The sequence below is a fragment of the Mycobacterium colombiense CECT 3035 genome (assembly GCF_002105755.1).
GTDB lineage: Bacteria > Actinomycetota > Actinomycetes > Mycobacteriales > Mycobacteriaceae > Mycobacterium > Mycobacterium colombiense.
In genome coordinates, this window is record NZ_CP020821.1 from 2,434,568 (window position 1) to 2,455,512 (window position 20,945).

A 20,945-nucleotide genomic window follows, 5' to 3' on the forward strand; every position below is an offset into this window, starting at 1 on the left:
GGCTACTCCTCGGGGATTTCGCGGTCGATCTCGTCGAGCCAGATCCGCGCCGACATGTCGGACGGCGCGCGCCAATCGCCCCGCGGCGACAGCGAACCACCGTGTGACACCTTGGGCCCATTGGGCAGGGCCGAACGCTTGAACTGGCTAAATGAGTAGAAGCGCTGCACGAAGACCTGCAGCCAGTGCCGAATCTCCTTCAGCGAGTACGACGGCCGTTTGTCCTGGGGGAAGCCGGGCGGCCAGATGCCGTGTTCGGGATCGCTCCACGCATGCCAGGCCAAAAAGGCGATCTTCGACGGCCGGAATCCGAAGCGCAGCACGTGGAACAGCGAAAAGTCTTGCAGCGCAAACGGTCCCACCTTCGCCTCGCTGCTCTGCAGCTCCTCCTCCTCGCCGCTGGGCACCAGCTCTGGGGTGATCTCGGTGTCGAGCACCGACTGCAGCACCTCGCTGACCTCCGGCTCGAACTGCTCCGACGAGATCACCCAGCGGATCAGGTGCTGAATCAGGGTTTTGGGGACGCCGCCGTTGACGTTGTAGTGCGACATCTGGTCGCCGACACCGTATGTCGACCAGCCCAGCCCGAGCTCGGACAGGTCGCCGGTGCCCAGCACGATGCCGCCGCGCTGGTTGGCCAGCCGGAACAGGTAGTCGGTGCGCAGGCCGGCCTGGACGTTCTCGAAGGTGACGTCGTACACCTTCTCACCCCGGGCGAACGGGTGGTCCATCTCCTTGAGCATCAGCTCCGCGGATTCGCGGATGTCGATCTCGGAGAACGTGACACCGAGCGTGCGGCACAGCTCGGCCGCATTGCGTTTGGTGTGGTCGCCGGTCGCGAAGCCGGGCAGGGTGAACGCCAGGATGTCACTGCGCGGGCGCTGTTCGCGATCCATCGCGCGGGCGGCGACGATCAGGGCGTGCGTCGAGTCCAATCCGCCGGAGATCCCGATGACGACCTTCGGGAAATCCAGTGCGCGCAGCCGCTGTTCGAGGCCGGCGACCTGGATGTTGTAGCCCTCGAAGCAATCCTGTTCCAGCCGTTGCGGATCGGCGGGAACGAACGGGAAGCGCTCGATCTCGCGCCGCAGCCCGATGTCGCCCCCCGGCGGGTCCAGCCGGAACTCGATGCGCCGGTAGCTATCCGTCGTCGCCCGGTGGTGGCGCCGGTTGTCGTCGAAGGTGCCCATCCGGAGCCGTTCCGAGCGAAGCAATTCGATGTCGATGTCGGCCACGCTGAGCCGCTCGCCCTTGGGGAATCGCTCGGAGGAGGCCAGCATCACGCCGTTCTCGAACACCATGGTCTGACCGTCCCAGGCCAGGTCGGTCGTCGATTCGCCTTCCCCGGCAGCCGAATACACGTACGCGGCCAGGCAACGCGACGAGGCCGACCGGGCCAGCAGGCAGCGGTCCTCGGCGCGGCCGATGGTGATCGGACTGCCGGACAGGTTGGCCAGCACGGTGGCGCCCGCCAGCGCGGCCTCCGCGCTGGGCGGGATCGGCACGAACATGTCCTCGCAAATCTCCACGTGCAGCACCAGGCCTGGGATGTCGGAGGCCTCGAAGAGCAGGTCGGGACCGAACGGCACCTCGGCGCCCGCGACGCGGATGGTGCCGCGCTCGTCGTCTCCGGGCGCGATCTGGCGACGTTCGTAGAACTCCCGATACGTGGGCAGGTACGACTTGGGCGCCACCCCGAGGACCGCGCCGCGGTGGATCACCACGGCGGCGTTGTAGATCCGGTGCCGATGACGCAGCGGCGCCCCGACGACCAGGACCGGCAGCAATTCGGCCGAGGCCGCGACGATCTGTGCGACGGCCTTCTCGACATCGTCGAGCAGCAAATCCTGCAGCACGATGTCCTCGATGGAGTACCCGGACAGCGTCAACTCCGGGAAGACGGCCAGCGCGACGGCGTCGTCGTGGCACTCCCTGGCCATCCGCAGGACCGATTCGGCGTTCGCGGCCGGGTCACCGATGACCGTGTGGTGCGTGCATGCGGCGACGCGGGCAAAGCCCTGGCTGTAAGCGTTGTAAAAGTCCATCGCCCTTCCATTGTCGTCCCATGCGTGTCAATCGGTGGCCGCAGGGTATCCCGGACGGCATGAGTGACACCGCTGTCCTAGTGGTCGACATGATGAACACGTACCAGCATCCCGACGCTGAAAATCTAATACCCAATGTCGAGAAGATCATTGAGCCGTTGACCGACTTGGTTCGGCGGGCACGTGAATCCGATGACGTCGACCTGGTCTATGTCAACGACAATTACGGCGACTTCACCGCGGAGTTCTCCGACATCGTGCGCTCCGCGTGCGACGGGGCCCGGCCCGATCTGGTCAAGCCGATCCTACCGACCGAGGAGTGCCGCGTGATGACGAAGGTCCGGCACAGCGCGTTTTATGCGACGGCGCTGGCGTACCTGCTCAACCGGCTGGAAACCAAGCGGTTGATCATCACCGGTCAGGTGACCGAGCAATGCATCCTCTATACGGCCCTGGATGCCTACGTCCGGCACTTCCCGGTGGTGATCCCGACCGATGCCGTCGCGCACATCGACGCCGACCTGGGCGAGGCGGCGTGCAAGATGATGCAGCAAAACATGTCCGCCGAGCTCACGACCGCGGCCGACTGCCTCGGCTGAATCTCCTACTCTGGATGAGGTGACCGTCGGCCGCGCAGAATCGCCTGAACTGGTCACGCTGCTGGCGGGACGCCGGATCACGGTGCTCACGGGCGCGGGCATCTCGACCGATTCGGGCATTCCCGACTACCGCGGACCCGACGCACCGCCGAGCAATCCCATGACGATCCGCCAGTTCACCGGCGATCCGGGATTTCGGCAGCGGTACTGGGCGCGCAACCACGTCGGTTGGCGGCACATGCACGACACGTTGCCCAACGCCGGCCACCGCGCACTCGCCGCGCTCGAGGAGGCGTCGGTGGTCACCGGCGTCATCACCCAGAACGTCGACCTGCTGCACACCAAGGCCGGCAGCCGCAACGTCATCAACCTGCACGGCACCTACGCGCAGGTGATCTGCCTGGGCTGCGGAGCCACCATGACCCGGGCCGCATTGGGCGAACGGCTGGAGGCGCTCAACCCCGGGTTCATCGAGCGCGCCGAAGCGATCGGTGGGCTCGCGGTGGCTCCCGACGCCGACGCGGTCGTCGCCGATACCGGGTCGTTCCGCTACCTGGATTGCGAGCGCTGCGGCGGGATGCTCAAGCCCGACATCGTCTATTTCGGCGAAAGCGTTCCCAAAGACGTTGTGGCGGAAGCCTATAGGTGGGTCGAGCGGGCCGACGCGCTGCTGGTCGCGGGCTCGTCGCTGACCGTGTTCTCCGGGTACCGGTTCGTCCGGCACGCCGCCACGCTGGGCATCCCGGTGGCCATCGTCAACCGCGGCGGTACCCGCGGCGACGACCTGGCCAACGTCAAGGTCGACGGCGGCTGCTCGGAGTTGCTGGCCCTGCTGGCCGACGAGTTAGCGCCCCTTACAACGCACTAGAAGGTGCACGGCATGCTGCGGATGGCGTGCACGAAGTTGCCGGCGAGATAGGCGGGCTCACCCGCGCGGAGGTCGGGCAGCTGCCGGAACAGCTCGCCGAAGATGGCCCTCAGCTGCGCGCGAGCCACGTGCGCACCCAGGCAGAAGTGCAGCCCGCCACCACCGAAACCGATGTGCGGATTGGGATCGCGGCTCAGGTTCAAGCGTTCCGGGTGGTCGAACGCCTCGGTGTCCCAGTTGCCGGACGGATAGAACATGACCACCTTCTCGCCCGCCAGGATGGTCTGACCGCCCAGCTCGATATCGGTTGCGGCCGTGCGGCGGAAGGTCATCACCGGTGTCGCCCAACGAATGAACTCCTCGATGGCGGTGCCGATGCGATTATCGAAATCCTCGAGCAGCCAAGCCTTCTGGTCGGGGAAGTCGGTGAGGGCGCGCAGGGTGTGGCTGATGGTCTGCCGCGTGGTGTCGTTGCCCGCCACGGAGAGCAGCACGAAGAACGCCGCCACCTCCGCGTCTTCCAGGCGGTCGCCGTCCACCTCGGCCGTGACCAGGCTGCTGATCAAATCGTCGCCCGGGTGTTCGCGACGTTCGGTGGCCAGGGTGCCGACGATCTGGTGCAGATACAGCTGGTTTTCCACCAGGACTTCCATCGCCGGGCGCCCCTTGAGGAACTCCGGATCGGCCCAGGAGACCAGGGCGTCGGTGGCGTGCGCCATCCGCTCGCGCTCGGACTCCGGGATGCCCATCATGTCCGACAGGGTGCGGATGGGCAGTTCCTTGGCGCACTGGTCGACGAAATCCGCACCGCTGCCGACGTTCCGCAGTTCCTCGACGATGGTCTTCGCGTTGGCCCGGATCGAGTCCTCGATCCGGCGGACCTGCCGGGGGCTGAGCGCGGCGTGCGCGAGCTTGCGCAGCTTGGTGTGGCGCGGCGGGTCCATCGCCAGAAATGACTGCGACGCCTCGAGCAGCTCCACCGGGATGCTCTCGAACATCACACCCTGACCGGACAGGAAGACGTCGTTGTTGCGGCTGACCGCGACGATGTCGGAGCGCCGGGTGACCGCCCAGAAGCCCGGGTCGGCCGGATCGGGCATCAGCGAGTCTTCGACGGGCGGATGCCAGCTCACCGGGCGCTCGGCGCGCAGCACGGCGAAGGAGCGCTCCCGATCCGCCGCGGTGGTCGACCAGAACGCCCGCGAGGACAGATCGATCTCGTCGTAGGCGCGACCGGACTTGTCGGTCCCGGACTTACCCGTCAGCACGGCCATGGTGGTCCTCCGTCTCGTATGACCCCGGTCACAGACTTCCCGGCGACGATATGCCTAGACACTGTGTCTAGTCAATATGTCGATCGCTCGACTATGCTCGGCGCATGCCGTCGCTCACCCGCAAGCCGCAGAGCCACCGCAGCGTGGCGCGCGAACAGCGGCGCGAGCAGATGGAGCGCCGCCTGCTGGACGCCACCGAACGGCTGATGCGCGAGGGCGCGAGCTTCACCGAACTGAGCGTGGATCGGCTGTCCGGCGAGGCCGGCATCTCCCGGGCCAGCTTCTACATCTACTTCGAGGACAAGGGCCATCTGCTGCGCCGGCTCGCGGGCCAGGTGTTCGCCGATCTGACCGACGGCGCACGGAGTTGGTGGAGCGTGGCCGGGCGCCATGACCCCGACGATGTCCGCACGGCGATGGGCCGCATCATCGCCACCTACCGGCGGCATCAGGCGGTGCTGGTCGCGCTCAACGAGATGGCCGCCTACGACCCGCTGACGGCGCAAACGTATCGCGAACTGCTGACCGGCATCTCCGAGCAGTTCACCCACGTCATCGAGGCCGGACAGGCCGACGGCTCCATCCGGCCCGAGCTGGCCCCGCTGACCACCGCCAGCGCACTGACCTGGATGGTCGAGCGGGCCTGCCAGCAGAATCTGCCGGCCAAGCCGCCCGACTACGATGCCGAGCTGGCCGCCACCCTCGCCGAAATTGTTTGGGGCGCACTGTATCTCAAGCCGACCTCGGAGCGCTGACCGAAGCCCGTTCGGAAATGCCCTAGGTCCCAGGCGCCGCCGCGCACGCCCGGATCGGCCTTTACACCGCCACCAGGTCGTCGGCGTGCACCGCGGGCCGGCGCAGGTCGCCGGGCAGCTCAGAGGTCGACCGGCCCATCATGGTGGTCAGTTCGGTCGCGTCGTAGGCGACCACGCCACGGGCCACCATCACCGCGTCCGGGTCACGCAGTTCGACGACGTCACCGGCGTAGAACCGTCCGGCCACCGCGGTGATCCCGGCGGGCAGCAGCGAGCGCCGCTGCCGCACCACCGCCCGCACCGCGCCCTCGTCCAGCGTCAGCTCGCCGGCCGCCTCTGCGGCGTAGCGCACCCAGAACCGCCGCGCCGACATCCGTACCGGGCGCGCGGCGAACACGGTGCCCACCGAGGCGTCGGTGAGCGCGGTAGCGGCGTCGGCAGCGGCGGCCAGCAGCACCGGCACACCGGCGTCCGCGGCCAGCAGCGCCGACGACATCTTCGACGTCATCCCGCCGGTACCTAAATGGCTTCCGGGCCCGGCGATTACACCGATCAGGTCCGCGGATCCCGACACCTCCGAGATGAACCTGGCGCCGTCGGTCTTCCGCGGATCCGAGTCGTAGAGCCCATCGATGTCGGACAGCAACACCAACGCCTCGGCCCCGACCAGGTGGGCCACCAGCGCCGAGAGCCGGTCATTGTCGCCGAACCGGATCTCGTTGGTGGCCACCGTGTCGTTCTCGTTGACGATCGCCACCGCGTGCAACGCGCGCAACCGATCCAGCGTGCGCTGGGCGTTGGTGTGCTGGGCCCGCATCGAGATGTCGTGCGCGCTCAGCAGCACCTGCCCGACCGTGCGGCCATAGCGGGCGAACGCGGCGCTCCACGAATTCACCAGCGCCACCTGACCGACGCTGGCCGCCGCCTGCTTCGTCGCCAAATCTCTTGGGCGACGGGATAATCCGAGCGGTTCGATGCCGGCGGCGATGGCGCCCGACGACACGATGACGACGTCGGTACCCGCCTTCATCCGCGCCTCGATCGCGTCGACGAGCCCGGCCAGCCGGCCGGCGTCGAACACGCCCGCCGGTGTGGTCAGCGCGTTGGTGCCCACCTTGACGACCAGGCTGCGCGCATTGCGAATGACGTCGCGGTGGGGGCTCACGGCTCTTCGCCGTGTTCTCTGGTGCCGCGCCGCCCCTCCGCATCGCTGGGGTCTGCGTCGTCGCCGGCGCGGCGCTGGCGCCGGGCGGCCTTGCGTTCGGCGGCGCCGACGCGCTCGGTGCGCTCCAATCGCGCGTCGGTTCCCCGTCCCGACAGCGCAACCTGTTGTCCGGCCGGCGTTTGCGGCTCCCAATCGAACGTCATGTCCCCGATGGTCACTTCGCAGCCCGGTCGCGCACCCAGCCGCAGCAATTCCTCCTCGACGCCGAGGCGTGCCAGCCGGTCGGCGAGGTAGCCGACGGCCTCGTCGTTGTCGAAGTTGGTCTGGCGGATCCACCGCTCGGGGCGCGCACCGCTGACCACGAAGGCGCCCGGCTGCTGGGGATCGGGCTCGACGCTGAAGCCGCTGTCGTCGACGGGAACCGGGCGAATCACCGGACGGCGCGGCACGATCTCCGGCTGGGCGGCCTGGTATTCCGAGATCATCTTCCACAACCCGAAGATCAACGGCTGCAAGCCGTCTCGTGCGACGGTCGACACCAGGAACACCGGCCAGCCACGCTCGGCGATCTCGTCACGGACGAATTCGGCGAGCTCGCGCGCCTCGGGCACGTCGATCTTGTTGAGCACCACGGCGCGCGGCCGCTCGGTCAGATCACCCAACGTCGCATCCCCTTGCAGGGTGGGCGTATACGCGGCGAGCTCGGCCTCCAGCGCGTCGATGTCGGAGATCGGGTCACGGCCGGGTTCCGCGGTGGCGCAGTCGACGACGTGTACCAGCACGGCGCACCGTTCGATGTGCCGGAGGAAATCCAGCCCCAGGCCGCGGCCCTCGGACGCGCCCGGGATCAGGCCGGGCACGTCGGCGACGGTGAAGGTGTGCTCCCCCGCCGATACCACGCCGAGGTTGGGCACCAGCGTGGTGAACGGATAGTCGGCGATCTTGGGCTTGGCCGCCGAGATCGTGGACACCAGCGAGGATTTGCCGGCCGAGGGAAATCCGATCAGGCCGGCGTCGGCGACCGTCTTGAGTTCCAGCGTCAGGTCGCGGGTCTGGCCCTGCTCGCCCAGCAGCGCGAAGCCCGGAGCCTTGCGCGCCCGCGACGCCAGGGCGGCGTTGCCCAGCCCGCCGCGTCCGCCCGCGGCGGCTTCAAAGCGGGTGCCCGCACCGACCAGGTCGGCCAGCAGCCGGCCGTTCTCGTCGAGGACGACGGTGCCGTCGGGCACCTTGACTTCCAGGTCGGCGCCGGCGGCGCCGTCCCGGTTGTTGCCCATCCCCTGCTTGCCCGAGGGCGCGGTGACGTGCGGATGGAAATGGAAGTCGAGCAGGGTGTGCACCTGCGGATCGACGACGAAGACGATGCTGCCGCCGCGCCCGCCGTTGCCACCGTCGGGGCCGCCGAGCGGCTTGAACTTCTCGCGATGGACCGAGGCGCAGCCGTTACCCCCGGCACCGGCGCGCGCATGAATGACGACGCGGTCGACGAACCGAGGCATCCTGGGTCCTCTCACCTTCGCCTGGCGACGATGCGGACCGGAACGGTCAGCTGAGGAGCCAGGCTATCCAATCAGAGCCGGGCCCCGAAATCACCGGGCTGGGCCCGGAAACACGGGTCAGTCGGTGGCTTGCCCGGCCGCCACGATGTTGACGGTCTTGCGGCCGCGCTTGACACCGAACTCGACCGCGCCGGCCTCCTTGGCGAACAGCGTGTCGTCCCCGCCGCGCCCGACACCCACACCCGGGTGGAACTTGGTGCCGCGCTGGCGAACGATGATCTCGCCCGCCTTGACGACCTGGCCGCCGAATCGCTTCACGCCCAGCCGCTGCGCGGCGGAATCGCGACCGTTGCGCGAGCTGGAAGCGCCCTTCTTGTGTGCCATGTTTCGTCGCCTTCGCTACTTGATTCCGGTGACCTTCAGGACCGTCAGCTGCTGACGGTGCCCCTGACGCTTGTGGTAGCCGGTCTTGTTCCTGAACTTGTGGATACGGATCTTGGGGCCCTTGGTGTGCTCGAGCACCTCGCCGGTCACCGCGACCTTGGCCAGCGCGGCCGCGTCGGTGGTCACCTTGGCGCCGTCCACCACCAGGGCGACCGGCAGCGACACGTTGGAGCCGGGCTCGGATTCGAGCTTCTCGACCTTGACCACGTCCCCGACGGCGACCTTGTACTGCTTGCCGCCCGTCTTCACGATTGCGTAGGTCGCCATCGTCGCTCTGCTCCTTCTGCTAGCCGCTGCTCTGCGCGTCGCGCGCGAACCAGCCGCGGTGCGCGTGGTGGGTCTGGGTTGCGGGCCTGCGCCGATTCCCCGGGAGTCCCGCTGCCGCCGGTCGAAGTTTCCTCACCCGGCCGTACGACAACTGTCCAAGGGTACGTGACCAGCGGCTACAGGGTCAAACCGGCACGACCGGTCGCTTCGGCGCCGGCCGGGTCAGTCCGCGTGGATCGGCGGTCCGGCCGGCCTGCCCGCAGCGCGTCGGCGCCTGGGCCGTCCCGAGCCGGCCTGGCCGGCCCCGCGGAGGCCTGATCGGCGTCGGTGTCGTCCGAATCGTCGTCCTCGGTGTCCAGATCGTCGTCGTCGAGCTCGAGGTCCTCGTCATCGTCGCCGAGGTCCTCTTCGTCGTCGATGTCGTCGTCATCGTCGTCGAGGTCGTCGTCATCGTCCGAGTCCTCGTCGTCGTCCGAATCGTCGTCGTCCGTGTCCTCGTCGTCCGAGTCCTCGTCGTCGTCCGTGTCCTCGTCGTCGGTGTCGTCGAAGTCCTCGTGGTCGGTGTCCTCGACGTCGCCGGCGCGTCCCGCCTTCTCCCGGTCGAGCTCGTCGGTGGCCTCTTCGGTGGTCTCGTCGTCCTCGGACTGCGTGGCGGAGCCGGCGGCCATCGCCTTGAACATCGGGTGCTCGCCGGGAGCGTGGGTGGGCACCTTGGCCACCACGGGCTCTTCGGCCTTGTTCTTCTTGCGCCTGCCCCGGCGGCCGCCCCCACCGGATTCGGACTTGCGCCCGTTCGACGGGGCCGAATCCACCGGGTCGGTGTGCAGCAGGATGCCGCGCCCCCCACAGTTCGAGCACGACGTCGAGAAGGCCTCGATGAGGCCGGTGCCCAGCCGCTTGCGGGTCAGCTGGACCAAACCGAGCGACGTCACCTCGGACACCTGATGGCGGGTGCGGTCGCGGGCCAGCGCCTCGGTCAGCCGCCGCAGCACCAGATCGCGGTTGGACTCCAGCACCATGTCGATGAAGTCGATGACCACGATGCCGCCGATGTCGCGCAGCCGCAGCTGTCGCACGATCTCCTCGGCCGCCTCGAGGTTGTTCTTGGTGACCGTCTGCTCGAGGTTGCCCCCGGACCCGGTGAACTTGCCGGTGTTGACGTCGACCACCGTCATGGCCTCGGTCCGGTCGATCACCAGCGTGCCGCCCGACGGCAGCCACACCTTGCGCTCCATCGCCTTGGCCAGCTGCTCGTCGATGCGGTGCACCGCGAACACGTCCGGTCCGGCCTGCCCTTCCGGCCCGGCGGGCGCCTCGTACTTGGTCAGCTTCGAAACCAGGTCGGGGGCAACGGAATTCACGTAGTCGTTGATCGTGGTCCAGGCCTCGTCACCGGAGACGATGAGGCCGGCGAAGTCCTCGTTGAACAGGTCGCGGATCACCTTGACCAGCACGTCGGGCTCTTCGTAGAGGGCCACCGCGGCACCGGCGGCCTTCTCCTTGATCTCGATCGCCTTGGCCTCGATCTGTTTCCACCGCTCCTGCAGGCGGGCGACGTCGCTGCGGATGTCCTCTTCCTTGACGCCCTCGGACGCGGTCCGGATGATCACCCCGGCGTCGGACGGCACGACCTCACGCAGGATCTCTTTGAGCCGCTGGCGCTCGGTGTCGGGCAGCTTGCGGCTGATCCCGGTGGACGATGCCCCCGGAACGTAGACCAGGTAGCGGCCCGCCAGCGACACCTGCGTGGTGAGCCGCGCGCCCTTGTGCCCGACCGGGTCCTTGCTGACCTGGACGACGACGTAGTCGCCGGGTTTGAGCGCTTGTTCGATCTTGCGGTCCGAGCCGCCGAGCCCGGCGGCTTCCCAGTTGACCTCGCCGGCGTAGAGCACACCGTTGCGGCCGCGGCCGATGTCGACGAACGCCGCCTCCATCGACGGCAGCACGTTCTGCACGATGCCCAGGTAGATGTTGCCCACCAGGGAGGCCGACGCGGCCGAGGTGACGAAGTGCTCGACGACGATGCCGTCCTCGAGCACCGCGATCTGGGTGTAGCGGGCCCCCTGATGCGGCGGCTCGGTGCGGACTCGGTCGCGCACGACCATCATCCGCTCGACGGCCTCGCGGCGGGCCAGGAACTCGGCCTCGGTCAGCACCGGCGGGCGGCGCCGCCCGGCGTCGCGGCCGTCCCGGCGCCGCTGCCGCTTGGCCTCCAGCCGGGTGGAGCCGTTGATGCCCTTGATCTCGTTGTTGGAGCCGCCGGAGTCGTCTCCGCCGCCCTTGCCGCTGCGCGGTGCCCGCTCGTGCACCACCGTGTTGGGCGGGTCGTCCGGCGACGAGCTCTCGTCGTTGTCGTCGCCCGATCCCGATTTGCGCCGCCGGCGCCGGCGGCGCCGGCGGTTGCCGCCGTCCGCCGAACCGTCGTCGCCGTTGTCGGAGTCGTCGGAGTCATCGGAATCGTCGGAGTCTTGGCCGTCGGAGTCCTCCGCGTCGGCCTGACCGCCCTTCTTGCCCCGCGGCTGCCTCTCGTCGTCGTCGCCGTCGTCGCCCTGGTCGTCGGATCCGCCCTGCTCACCGCGGCCGCGGCCACGGCCGCGACGGCCGCGGCGGCGGCGCCGGTTCGACGGCCGGTCGGACTGCTCGTCGTCCTCGCCGTCGGCATCGTCGGAGTCGGCGCCGTCATCGGCGCCGGTGTCATCTTCGCGGGCGTCGATCGGCTGCGGCGCGACGAACAACGGCATGTAATGCGGCCGCTCGGCCGCGTTGTCCGGGGTTTCGAGCAGCAGCCGGGATTCGGGTTCGTCGGCCTCGGCGCCGGCCGTGGGTGCGCCGTCCGCGTCCTCGGCGCCCGCCGGGGGCTGCGCGGACGCCAGCAGGTCGCGCACCCGGACGGCGTCGTCGCGGTCCACGGTGGAATGTGCGCTGCGGATCCGCCCGTCCAGCTCGCTCAGTGCGTCCAGCACCCGCTTGCTGGTGGTTCCCAGCGTTCGGGCCAGCGAATGAACCCTCAAGCGGTCCGGCAGTTCCTCGGGCCGAGTCGATTCTTCTGATGGGTCTGCAGTCGGTGCACCGTCTACCACGTATTCTCCTCAAGCCCCCGGGCGCGTCGTTGCGACGCGGCCACGCGAGGGCTTCGCTATGGGCCCGGGCCGTTTCTCCCGGGCTTGTAATGGTCTCGCCCCGAGCGGCCCAGGATGAGGACCCACTCGGCGCCGTGCTGAATGACGGCCTGACATGCAGCGAACCAAGGCGACGGGGCTATGGTCGCGCTTGTCTAAGTCTTCATTCGGGTGTCTGACACCGGTCCGGCGACGTTCACCCGAGACCAGTATCCCACATCACGCCGCCGGCCCAGCCACACCTGATGCAGCCCGCTCCAGCAAAGGCGTCGACGGCCGCGTCGCCGCAGCTCTAGGCGTTGGGAAACCAGAGCGCGATTTCGCGCTTCGCGGACTCGACCGAATCCGACCCGTGCACCAGATTGAACTGGGTCTCCAGCCCGAAGTCACCGCGGATCGTCCCGGGGATCGCCTTCTCCACCGGGTCGGTACCGCCCGCGAGCTGCCGAAACGCCGCGATCGCCCGCGGCCCCTCCACGATGGCCGCCACCACCGGTCCCGAGGTGATGAACTCCAGCAGCGACTCGAAGAAGGGCTTGCCCTCGTGTTCCGCGTAATGCTGGGCGGCGATGTCGCGGCCGACGGGCCGCAGCTCCAGCGCAACGATGGAAAGGCCCTTGCGCTCGATGCGGCCGATGATCTCCCCGACCAGCTGCCGCTGCACGCCGTCGGGCTTGATCAGTACCAATGTCCGTTCGGTCACGGCGGACAGCGTACATAACCAGGCGGCACGGGGCCGGGCGACGGCGGCCGGGCCCTGCTCGGGTGGTGTCGCCGACTGCCGCCGGCCTACCCCTGCCTGCGCCGGACCTCGGCGCGGAAGTAGGCGATCAACCCCCACAGCCCGGTGAACAGCACGCCGATGAACCCCACCCCCGGGTACACCGCGAAGCCGGCGAGCAGGATCACCTGCACGCCGAGGTTGGCCCAGATCGCCCAGGGTTTGCGCTGCACGCCGGCCATCAGGATCAGCAGCACGGCCAGCCCGATCAGGTAGACCAGCGACACCGTCGTCAGGCCGCCGCCGACCGCGCCCACCACCGGGATCGCCAGCAGCACCACGATCGCTTCCAAGAACAGCGTCAGGGCCATCACCGCGCCGAAGCTGCGCCACGGGTCGGCCGGCGGCGCCGGGGCCCGCTCCTCGGGGTTCTCGGGCACGTCCGTCATTGCGGATCACGACCGAACAGGGTCCGCGCCGCCCCGGCGGTCACCACCGACCCGGTGACGACGATGCCGGTGCCGGAGAAGGCTTCGGCTGATCCGTCCGCTACCCCATCCCGACCGGCGTCGTCGACCAGCGCGGTCGCGACGTCGATGGCGTCGCGCAGGTTCTCGGCGGTGCTCACCCGGTCGGGCCCGAACCGCTCGCGCGCCGCCAGCGCCAGCGACTCGACGTCGAGCGCCCGCGGGGATCCGTTGTGGGTCACCACGACGGCGTCGAACACCGGCTGCAGGGCGGCCAGGATGCCGTCGACGTCCTTGTCCGCGAGCACGCTGAGCACCCCGACGAGATAGCGGAAGTCGAATTCGTCGGCCAGGGTCCGCGCCAGCGCGGCCGCACCGGCGGGGTTGTGGGCGGCGTCGAGGAACACCGTGGGGGCGCTGCGCATCCGCTCCAGCCGGCCGGGGCTGGCGACGGCGGCGAAGCCGGCGCGCACCGCCTCGACGTCGAGCTGACGCTGCGCGCCCGCGCCGAAGAACGCCTCTACGGCGGCGAGCGCCAGGGCGGCGTTGTGCGCCTGGTGCTCGCCGTGCAGCGGCAGGTAGACATCGGAATACACGCCACCCAGGCCCTGCAGCTGCAGCACCTGCCCGCCGATCGCGACCTGCCGGCCCAGGACGGCGAACTCGGAGTCCTCGCGGGCCACCGCGGCGTCGGCGCGCACGGTCTGGCTCAACAGCACCTCCATCGCCTCGGGGGCCTGACGCCCGATGACCGCCACGGTATCGGGTGCGCCCTCGGGCGCCCGGGTGATGATGCCGGCCTTCTCCCCCGCGATGGCGGCGAGATCGTCGCCCAGGTATTCGACGTGGTCGATGGAGATCGGGGTGATGACCGCGACCGGGGCGTTGATCACGTTGGTGGCGTCCCAGCGTCCGCCCATGCCCACCTCGACCACGGCGACGTCGACGGGGGCGTCGGCGAACGCGGCGAACGCCATCGCCGTCAGCACCTCGAACTTGCTCATCGCGGGGCCGCCGTCGGCCTGCGACTGGGCGTCGACCATCTGCACGAACGGCTCGATCTCGCGGTAGGTCGCCACATACTGCGCCGGGCTGATCGGCTTGGAGTCGATCGAGATGCGTTCGATTGCCGATTGCAGGTGCGGGCTGGTGGTACGCCCGGTGCGCCGGTGCAGCGCGGTGATCAGCGCGTCGATCATCCGCGCCACCGAGGTCTTGCCGTTGGTGCCCGCGACGTGGATCGACGGGTAGGCCAGCTGCGGCGAACCCAGCAGGTCCATCAGCGCGCTGATCCGGGTCAGGCTCGGCTCGATCTTGGTCTCCGGCCAGCGCTGGTCCAGCAGGTGCTCGACCTGTAGCAGCGACGCGATCTCGTCGGGGGTGGGGGCCGGGTCGGGGATTTCGCCGGGACCCTCGTCCTGCGGCCAGTCGGGGTCCTGAGGCCAGTCGGGCGGCTCGGTCATCGAACCCTCACTGCAGCCCGGCGAGCCGCGCGTTGATCCGCTCGGTTTCCTCCTGGGCCAGGCGCTGGCGATCGCGGATCTTGTCGACGACGTTTTGCGGGGCCTTGCCCAGGAATTCGTCGTTGGCCAGTTTGGCGGTGGTCGATGCCAGCTCCTTGTGCGCGGCGGCCAGATCCTTTTCCAGCCGGCGACGTTCGGCGGCGACGTCGATGGTCCCGGAGGTGTCGAGCTCGACGACGACGGTGCCGCCGGACAGCCGCACCTCCACCGACGCCGACGGGCGAAACTCCGGGCCGGCGGCGGTGAGCCACGCCAGCGACGCCACCGCGCTCACTTGGGTGCTCAGATCGGATGCGTCGACACCGGTCATCCGGGCCGGCACCTTCTGCCGGTCCGCCAGGCCCTGGTCGCTGCGGAACCGGCGCACCTCGGTCACCAGCTTCTGCATGTCGGTAATCCGCTGCGCGGCAACCTGATCCAGGCTGATCCCGGACGGCTGCGGCCAGTCGGCGATCACCAGTGACGCCTGGGCGTCGTCGCCGGTCAGCGCCTGCCACAGCGCCTCGGTGATGAAGGGGATCACCGGGTGCAGCAACCGCAGCAGGGTGTCCAGCGTCGCCGCCAGCACGGCTGTGGTGTGCGTGATCCCTTCGGCCAGTTGCGTCTTGGCCAATTCGACGTACCAGTCGCAGAATTCGTCCCACGCGAAGTGGTAGAGCGCCTCGCAGGCGCGGCTGAACTCGTAGCTGTCGAACGCCGAATCAACCTCCGCGCGAACCTCTTCCAGTCGCCCGAGGATCCATCGGTCGGCGTCGGTGAGCTCGGAAGCCGCGGGCAGCGGGGCCAGCTTCGCTCCGTTGAGCAGCGCGTAGCGGGTGGCGTTGAACAGCTTGGTGCAGAAATTGCGCGACGCGCGGACGTGGTCCTCGCCGACGGCCAGGTCGGCGCCGGGGCTGGCGCCGCGGGCCAGGGTGAAGCGCAGCGCGTCGGCCCCGAACGCGTCCAGCCAGTCCAGCGGGTCGACGACGTTGCCCTTGGACTTGCTCATCTTGCGGCCGGATTCGTCGCGGATCAGCCCGTGCAGGAAGACGTCGGTGAACGGCACCTGCGGTCCACGCTGCCCGTCGAGCGTGATGACGTCGTCACCGCCGACGAACGTGCCGAACATCATCATCCGGGCGACCCAGAAGAAGATGATGTCGTAACCGGTGACCAGAACGCTTGTGGGATAGAACTTTTCCAGCTCCGGGGTCTTGTCGGGCCAGCCCAGCGTGGAGAACGGCCAGAGCGCCGAGGAGAACCAGGTGTCCAGCACGTCGGGGTCCTGCTCCCAGCCCTCCGGCGGCGTCTCGTCGGGGCCGACGCAGACCTGTTCTCCGTTCGGGCCGTACCAGATCGGGATCCGGTGGCCCCACCACAGCTGGCGCGAGATGCACCAGTCGTGCATGTCGTCGACCCAGGCGAACCAGCGCGGCTCCTGGCTCGCGGGGTGGATCGTGGTGTCCCCGTTGCGCACCGCGTCGCCGGCGGCCTTGGCGAGCGATTCGACCCGGACCCACCACTGCAGGGAGAGGCGCGGTTCGATCGGCTCGCCGCTGCGCTCCGAGTGGCCGACGCTGTGCAGGTACGGCCGCTTCTCCTCGGTGATCCTGCCCTCGGCCGCCAGCGCCTCGCGCACCGCGACCCTGGCCTGGAATCGGTCCATACCGTCGAATTGCGTTCCGGTGTCGGTGATCCGGCCCTTGGTGTCCATGATCGAGATCATCGGCAGCTGATGCCGCAGGCCGATCTCGAAGTCGTTGGGGTCGTGCGCGGGCGTCACTTTGACTGCGCCGGTGCCGAATTCGGGATCGACGTGCTCGTCGGCGACCACCAACAACTGACGGTCGACGAACGGGTGCGGCAGGCTGGTGCCGACCAGGTGCCGGTAGCGTTCGTCGTCGGGATGCACCGCGATCGCGGTGTCGCCGAGCATCGTTTCCATCCGGGTGGTGGCCACCACGATGTGTGGTTGCGAGTCGTCCATCGAGCCGTACCGGAACGAGACCAGTTCGCCCTCGACCTCTTGGTAGTCGACCTCGATGTCCGAGATCGCCGTCTGCAGCACCGGCGACCAGTTGACCAGCCGCTCGGCCCGATAGATCAGCCCGGCGTCGTAGAGGCGCTTGAAGATCACGCGGACCGCGCGCGACAGGCCCTCGTCCATGGTGAACCGGTCGCGGCTCCAGTCCACGCCGTCGCCGAGCCGGCGCATCTGGCCGCCGATGGCCCCGCCGGACTCTCGCTTCCAGTCCCAGACCTTTTCGATGAACAGCTCTCGGCCGAAGTCCTCTTTGCTCTTGCCGTCGAGAGCGAGCTGCTTTTCCACCACGCTCTGCGTCGCGATGCCGGCGTGGTCCATGCCCGGCTGCCAGAGCACCTCGTAACCCTGCATCCGCTTGCGCCGGGTCAGGGCGTCCATCATGGTGTGCTCGAGCGCGTGGCCCATGTGCAGGCTGCCGGTCACGTTCGGCGGCGGCAGCACTATCGAATACCCGGGCTTGGTGCTGCTGGGGTCCGCCGTGAAGTAGCCGGCGTCCACCCACTTCTGGTAGATCGCGCTTTCGGCCGCAGCGGGATCCCACGACTTGGGCAGGTCGGTGGCGGGGCTGCGGCTGGCGGTCACCCGTCAATTCTAGGGAGCGGCGTTTACCTTCATGTAAGCGCCCAAACGCGCAGGTGGCACTGTTGGTTGCGCGGTGATCAGGGAATCGTGAGCACTTGGCCGGGCTGAATCAGGTCCGGGTTGGAGATGCCGCTGGCGTCGGCGATGGCCTGGTATCGGTTGCCGTCGCCGTAGAAGCGCTCCGCGATCGCCCACAGGGTGTCGCCGGACGCGACCGTGTAGGTCCGCGCGGCGGGCTCCGGCTCCGGCGCCGGCTCCGCGGCGACCTCGGCCGGGGCCTCGTCGGCGACGGCCTCCTCCGCCTGCGCGGCGGGCTCGTCGGCGGCGGCCTCGGGCGCCGGTGGCGGCGGGCTGTCGGTCTCTGTGTGCGTCGACCATGCCGGCCCGTCGGCGGCATACAGCACCAGGTTGCGGTCGTCCTGAAGCACGAGTTTGACGTCCTTCTTGCCCTTGGTGTCGGTGTGCCAGACCGGCTTGTCCGCCGTGTACAGGACGAAGTTGCCGTCGGGTTGCACTTCGGCGCGCACCACATTTTGGCCTTCGGTCGACGTGGACCACAAAGCCTGACCGCGCGAGGCCAGCACCAGGTTGCCGTCGTCCTCCAAGGTCAAGGTGTAGGCGCCGTTGTTCGAGGCGAGCGATTCCCCGCGCACAAGCTTTTGACCACCAGTAAGCGTGTCTGACATAGCATTACCTCTCTCATCAACGCAGTCCGGCCACGCCAAGGCCGAACATTGCTCGTACCCGCAAGGGGCTGATCGATCTCTTGTTGGGGCCTGGGCATCCCTCCCTCGACGCAGTCGAAACCAGCCGGGAACTACCGATGAAGACTCCGCGTGAATTGTGCGGGGCTGGGCTACTTCTTGCCGCCGAGCAAGCCGCCGAGGACATCGCCCAGCGCACCGCCCTTGCCGCCCAACACGTTTCCGATGATGCCGCCGAAGGATTTGTCACCGGAGCCGGCACCGAGGATGCTGCCCAGAACTTCGCCCAGCGCGCCACCCGAGGCGGCCTGTGTCGTCCGCGGGACCGTTTCCGGCGAGCCGCGGCCCCCCGAATTCAGCTGTTTTCCGATGTATGCCAACACGATCGGGGTCAATATCGGCAGCAACTGCTTGAGCATGTCGCTGTTACCGGCGCCTCCCTTGGCCAGTGCGGACGCGACTTGATCGGCGTCGTTGCCACCGAAGATCGTCGCGATCGCCTGCTGGCCCTCGCCCGCATCAACCTGGTCGACGTCGCCGCCGGCGTCGAGCAGGCCACGGGCGGCGTGACTCGTGGCGGCGGACTCGATCCGGTCGGTTGCCCCGGGATCCTGCGAGTTCTGGTGAAGGCCGCTCAACAACACCGGCACCAGCGTGTGAACCGCGCCTGCGACTTCGTCTTCGTTCACGCCGAGCCTTGTCGCGATTTCAGATGTAGGGATCTGGGCGTACAGATCGTCAAGACTGGCCATCGCGGGTCACCCGCCTCTATTGCTGGATATTTGAGCCAAGTCAAATACGACACTAGACTCCTGCGGCCCGACACAACAGCCCTCGCGGCGGGCCGGGCAGCGCAACCGGGTCACTAACCCAGCCGCTCGACCTCCAATGTCACGCCCGCCGCGGGGAACCGGTCCAGCAGCGCGTCGCCCATCGCGGCCGCGGGGGTGAGAACGCCGTGCAGATCCGGGAGCTTGTCGCGGTCCACGGCCAGCGCGAGGCCGCACTCCCCCAGCAGCACCGAGGTCGCCTTGTAGCCGGGGTCGCCGCGCTGTTCCATGCGCGCCACGTACCGCGCGCCGGTGGTCGTGGTGGTGAAGGTCTCGATCCGGTAGTAGCCGCGTTCGCGGGCGGCCTCGCTCGGCCCGGTTCCGGGTTTGGGCACGATGCGCTCCACCAGTTTGCGTGGCAGCAGCCGGAAATACCGGCTGCCCAGCCCGAAGGTCGCCGCGCCGACCCCACCCACCACCGCGGATGCCACCGGAGCCAGCGGCGACGAGCCCAGGCTCATGCTTTCGCTGTACCGCAACCGGCGTCCGTAGGCCCAGTCCAGCAATGCGTTGCTGCGCCGCACGATTCGGGTGTTGTACGGCGCCATCAGGAAGCCCGACGTCCACAACCCGGCCAGCTCCGGCGCGATCTGACGACCACGACGCCAGGGCAGATCCGGCTGGGGGCCGATCTCGGGTTCCGCGGCGCGGTCGGTGGTCAGCGTGTACGGGTCGGCGAGCTGGCGGCGGGCGTCCGGGTCGCGGGAGGCCGTGTCGAGCACTTCCAGCATCGACGCGACGGTTCCGCCGGACACACCGCCGGAGAAGGAGCGGACCACCAGGTCGGTGTCGCCCAGCTCGCCGGCGCCGTCGTCCCGCGCCGCCCGGTGGAGCGCATACACGCTGAGGTCGGAAGGGACGGAGTCGAATCCGCATGCGTGCACGATGCGGGCTCCGGTGTCCGCGGCCTGCTTGTGGTACAGGTCGATGCTTTCGCGGACGAACATCGCCTCGCCGGTCAGGTCGGCATAGTCGGTGCCCGCGCCGGCGCAGGCGGCCACCAGCGGCAAGCCGTAGCGGGTGTAGGGCCCGACCGTGGTGATGACGACCTGGGTGCGGGCCGCCATCTCGTCGAGCGTCGAGGGCGACGACGCGTCCGCGTTGAGGATGGGCCACGACTGCGCGGCCTCGCCCAGCGTGTCGCGTACGGCGCGCAACCGGTCGGGCGATCTGCCGGCCAGCGCGATCCGCCTGTCCGGTGCCGAGCCGGCCAGGTATTCGGCGGTGAGTTTCCCGACGAAGCCGGTCGCCCCGTACAGCACGATGTCGAATTCGCGCGGCGTTGCGGTCACGGGCCCGACGCTACCCGACGCCGGCGGTGGCATCCCCTGCAGATAAGAAGTGCCGGGCACGAGGCCCGGCACTTCTTATATGTATGACGGCGAAGCGTCAGCCGCGGCGGCCGCAAACCGGCCACGCGCCGATGCCCTGCGAGTGCAGAACGTTCTCGGCGACACGGATCTGCTCCTCGCGGCTGGCGCCGGACGGGGAACCCGACCCACCGTTGGCGTGCCAGGTGCTCGGGGTGAACTGCAGACCACCGGAGAAGCCGTTACCGGTGCTGATCCCCCAGTTGCCACCCGACTCGCACTGCGCGATGGCATCCCAGTTCACGCTGTACGCCCGGTGGGCGGGCGGCGGCGGGACATCCGGCCCGGGCGGCGGCGCGTCGGGGCCGGCGGCGGCGGAGCGTCGGGGCCGGCGGCGGCGGGGCGTCCGGGCCGGCGGCGGCGGAGCGTCGGGGGCCGGCGGCGGCGGCGCGTCGGGGGCCGGCGGCGGCGGCGCATCCGGGGCAGGGCCGGCGGCCGGCGCGTTGGGGTCGAAGCCCACCGCTTCCGGGTCCGCGTGCGCGGTGGCCGATGGGATGGTCACGAGCGTGCCCGTGACCGCGGCAAGAATGAGCGTCTTTCGGACGTTCTTCAAGTGTGTTCCTTTCGCGGTGCGCGCGCGCCAAAGCAAGCCCACGGAGGTGGGCTGAAGCTGTCTGGTTGATGCCTGCTTTGAAACGTGCCGTCTGGGTCAGGCACGGCAGCGGCGGGCCAAGTCTGCCCGGTGGGTGTTAC

The 20,945-nt window shown here is 69.1% G+C and carries 18 protein-coding genes; 3 read left to right on the forward strand and 15 right to left on the reverse strand.

What is annotated here, in order from left to right:
* Nucleotides 1–2: 2 nt before the first annotated feature.
* Complete coding sequence (locus B9D87_RS11140) at nucleotides 3–2,045, reverse strand: NAD(+) synthase (protein WP_007769837.1); 2,043 nt, start codon at nucleotides 2,043–2,045, stop codon at nucleotides 3–5.
* 59 nt (nucleotides 2,046–2,104) lie between these two features.
* Here B9D87_RS11140 and B9D87_RS11145 point away from each other — a divergent pair, with 59 nt between their 5' ends.
* Together B9D87_RS11145 and B9D87_RS11150 are read left to right on the forward strand one after the other, a co-directional pair.
* Nucleotides 2,105–2,644, forward strand: coding sequence for a cysteine hydrolase family protein (locus tag B9D87_RS11145; RefSeq protein WP_007769836.1), 540 nt, complete (start codon nucleotides 2,105–2,107; stop codon nucleotides 2,642–2,644).
* Between the two features lie 19 nt (nucleotides 2,645–2,663).
* A complete protein-coding gene (locus B9D87_RS11150) occupies nucleotides 2,664–3,512 on the forward strand; it encodes an SIR2 family NAD-dependent protein deacylase (protein WP_007769835.1) in 849 nt (282 codons plus the stop codon).
* Here the strand turns inward: B9D87_RS11150 and B9D87_RS11155 are convergent.
* Entirely contained in the window at nucleotides 3,509–4,786 is a 1,278-nt protein-coding gene (locus B9D87_RS11155; RefSeq protein WP_007769834.1) for a cytochrome P450, read from the reverse strand. The genes B9D87_RS11150 and B9D87_RS11155 overlap by 4 nt on opposite strands.
* 104 nt (nucleotides 4,787–4,890) lie before the next feature.
* Here B9D87_RS11155 and B9D87_RS11160 point away from each other — a divergent pair, with 104 nt between their 5' ends.
* Nucleotides 4,891–5,541: a TetR/AcrR family transcriptional regulator gene (locus B9D87_RS11160; protein ID WP_007769833.1), complete on the forward strand. Its 651-nt coding sequence runs from the start codon at nucleotides 4,891–4,893 to the stop codon at nucleotides 5,539–5,541.
* A gap of 61 nt (nucleotides 5,542–5,602) precedes the next feature.
* Here B9D87_RS11160 and proB read toward each other — a convergent pair whose 3' ends face one another.
* The 13 genes from proB to B9D87_RS11225 all read right to left on the reverse strand — a co-directional run bounded on the left by proB (nucleotide 5,603) and on the right by B9D87_RS11225 (nucleotide 20,805).
* A complete protein-coding gene (proB, locus tag B9D87_RS11165; protein ID WP_007769832.1) occupies nucleotides 5,603–6,706 on the reverse strand; it encodes a glutamate 5-kinase in 1,104 nt (367 codons plus the stop codon).
* Entirely contained in the window at nucleotides 6,703–8,202 is a 1,500-nt protein-coding gene (gene obgE / locus B9D87_RS11170) for a GTPase ObgE (protein ID WP_007769831.1), read from the reverse strand. The genes proB and obgE overlap by 4 nt, the downstream gene beginning before the upstream one ends.
* A gap of 117 nt (nucleotides 8,203–8,319) precedes the next feature.
* Complete coding sequence (gene rpmA / locus B9D87_RS11175) at nucleotides 8,320–8,586, reverse strand: 50S ribosomal protein L27 (RefSeq protein ID WP_007769830.1); 267 nt, start codon at nucleotides 8,584–8,586, stop codon at nucleotides 8,320–8,322.
* Nucleotides 8,587–8,601: 15 nt separating this feature from the next.
* Nucleotides 8,602–8,913, reverse strand: coding sequence for a 50S ribosomal protein L21 (rplU, locus tag B9D87_RS11180; RefSeq protein ID WP_007769829.1), 312 nt, complete (start codon nucleotides 8,911–8,913; stop codon nucleotides 8,602–8,604).
* 176 nt (nucleotides 8,914–9,089) lie between these two features.
* A complete protein-coding gene (gene rne / locus B9D87_RS11185; protein ID WP_496401147.1) occupies nucleotides 9,090–11,924 on the reverse strand; it encodes a ribonuclease E in 2,835 nt (944 codons plus the stop codon).
* Between the two features lie 400 nt (nucleotides 11,925–12,324).
* The gene (gene ndk, locus B9D87_RS11190; protein ID WP_007769826.1) at nucleotides 12,325–12,735 is read right to left on the reverse strand and encodes a nucleoside-diphosphate kinase; all 411 of its coding nucleotides are present in this window, start codon (nucleotides 12,733–12,735) and stop codon (nucleotides 12,325–12,327) included.
* A gap of 86 nt (nucleotides 12,736–12,821) precedes the next feature.
* Nucleotides 12,822–13,202, reverse strand: coding sequence for a DUF4233 domain-containing protein (locus B9D87_RS11195; RefSeq protein WP_040629654.1), 381 nt, complete (start codon nucleotides 13,200–13,202; stop codon nucleotides 12,822–12,824).
* A complete protein-coding gene (folC, locus tag B9D87_RS11200) occupies nucleotides 13,199–14,683 on the reverse strand; it encodes a bifunctional tetrahydrofolate synthase/dihydrofolate synthase (RefSeq protein WP_007769822.1) in 1,485 nt (494 codons plus the stop codon). The genes B9D87_RS11195 and folC overlap by 4 nt, the downstream gene beginning before the upstream one ends.
* A 7-nt stretch (nucleotides 14,684–14,690) precedes the next feature.
* Nucleotides 14,691–17,348 (reverse strand): valine--tRNA ligase, encoded by a 2,658-nt coding sequence (locus B9D87_RS11205; protein WP_007769821.1) that lies wholly within the window; start codon nucleotides 17,346–17,348, stop codon nucleotides 14,691–14,693.
* 77 nt (nucleotides 17,349–17,425) lie between these two features.
* Nucleotides 17,426–18,034: a LysM peptidoglycan-binding domain-containing protein gene (locus B9D87_RS11210; RefSeq protein ID WP_040629652.1), complete on the reverse strand. Its 609-nt coding sequence runs from the start codon at nucleotides 18,032–18,034 to the stop codon at nucleotides 17,426–17,428.
* A 170-nt stretch (nucleotides 18,035–18,204) separates the two neighbouring features.
* Nucleotides 18,205–18,804 carry a DUF937 domain-containing protein gene (locus tag B9D87_RS11215; RefSeq protein ID WP_040629650.1) on the reverse strand — a complete coding sequence of 200 codons (600 nt, stop codon included), beginning with the start codon at nucleotides 18,802–18,804 and terminating at the stop codon, nucleotides 18,205–18,207.
* A 113-nt stretch (nucleotides 18,805–18,917) separates the two neighbouring features.
* The gene (locus B9D87_RS11220; RefSeq protein ID WP_007769816.1) at nucleotides 18,918–20,174 is read right to left on the reverse strand and encodes a saccharopine dehydrogenase family protein; all 1,257 of its coding nucleotides are present in this window, start codon (nucleotides 20,172–20,174) and stop codon (nucleotides 18,918–18,920) included.
* A gap of 97 nt (nucleotides 20,175–20,271) precedes the next feature.
* Complete coding sequence (locus B9D87_RS11225; RefSeq protein WP_085382809.1) at nucleotides 20,272–20,805, reverse strand: transglycosylase family protein; 534 nt, start codon at nucleotides 20,803–20,805, stop codon at nucleotides 20,272–20,274.
* Between the last annotated feature and the right edge of the window lie 140 nt (nucleotides 20,806–20,945).

What these genes read in the sequence shown, in the direction of transcription:
- B9D87_RS11215 (WP_040629650.1), bottom strand. Translation starts at nt 18,804, where the DNA reads ATGGCCAGTCTTGACGATCTGTACGCCCAGATCCCTACATCTGAAATC.
- folC (WP_007769822.1), bottom strand. Translation starts at nt 14,683, where the DNA reads ATGACCGAGCCGCCCGACTGGCCTCAGGACCCCGACTGGCCGCAGGAC.
- B9D87_RS11195 (WP_040629654.1), bottom strand. Translation starts at nt 13,202, where the DNA reads ATGACGGACGTGCCCGAGAACCCCGAGGAGCGGGCCCCGGCGCCGCCG.
- rplU (WP_007769829.1), bottom strand. Translation starts at nt 8,913, where the DNA reads ATGGCGACCTACGCAATCGTGAAGACGGGCGGCAAGCAGTACAAGGTC.
- B9D87_RS11155 (WP_007769834.1), bottom strand. Translation starts at nt 4,786, where the DNA reads ATGGCCGTGCTGACGGGTAAGTCCGGGACCGACAAGTCCGGTCGCGCC.
- B9D87_RS11160 (WP_007769833.1), top strand. Translation starts at nt 4,891, where the DNA reads ATGCCGTCGCTCACCCGCAAGCCGCAGAGCCACCGCAGCGTGGCGCGC.
- rpmA (WP_007769830.1), bottom strand. Translation starts at nt 8,586, where the DNA reads ATGGCACACAAGAAGGGCGCTTCCAGCTCGCGCAACGGTCGCGATTCC.
- obgE (WP_007769831.1), bottom strand. Translation starts at nt 8,202, where the DNA reads ATGCCTCGGTTCGTCGACCGCGTCGTCATTCATGCGCGCGCCGGTGCC.
- B9D87_RS11210 (WP_040629652.1), bottom strand. Translation starts at nt 18,034, where the DNA reads ATGTCAGACACGCTTACTGGTGGTCAAAAGCTTGTGCGCGGGGAATCG.
- B9D87_RS11140 (WP_007769837.1), bottom strand. Translation starts at nt 2,045, where the DNA reads ATGGACTTTTACAACGCTTACAGCCAGGGCTTTGCCCGCGTCGCCGCA.
- B9D87_RS11145 (WP_007769836.1), top strand. Translation starts at nt 2,105, where the DNA reads ATGAGTGACACCGCTGTCCTAGTGGTCGACATGATGAACACGTACCAG.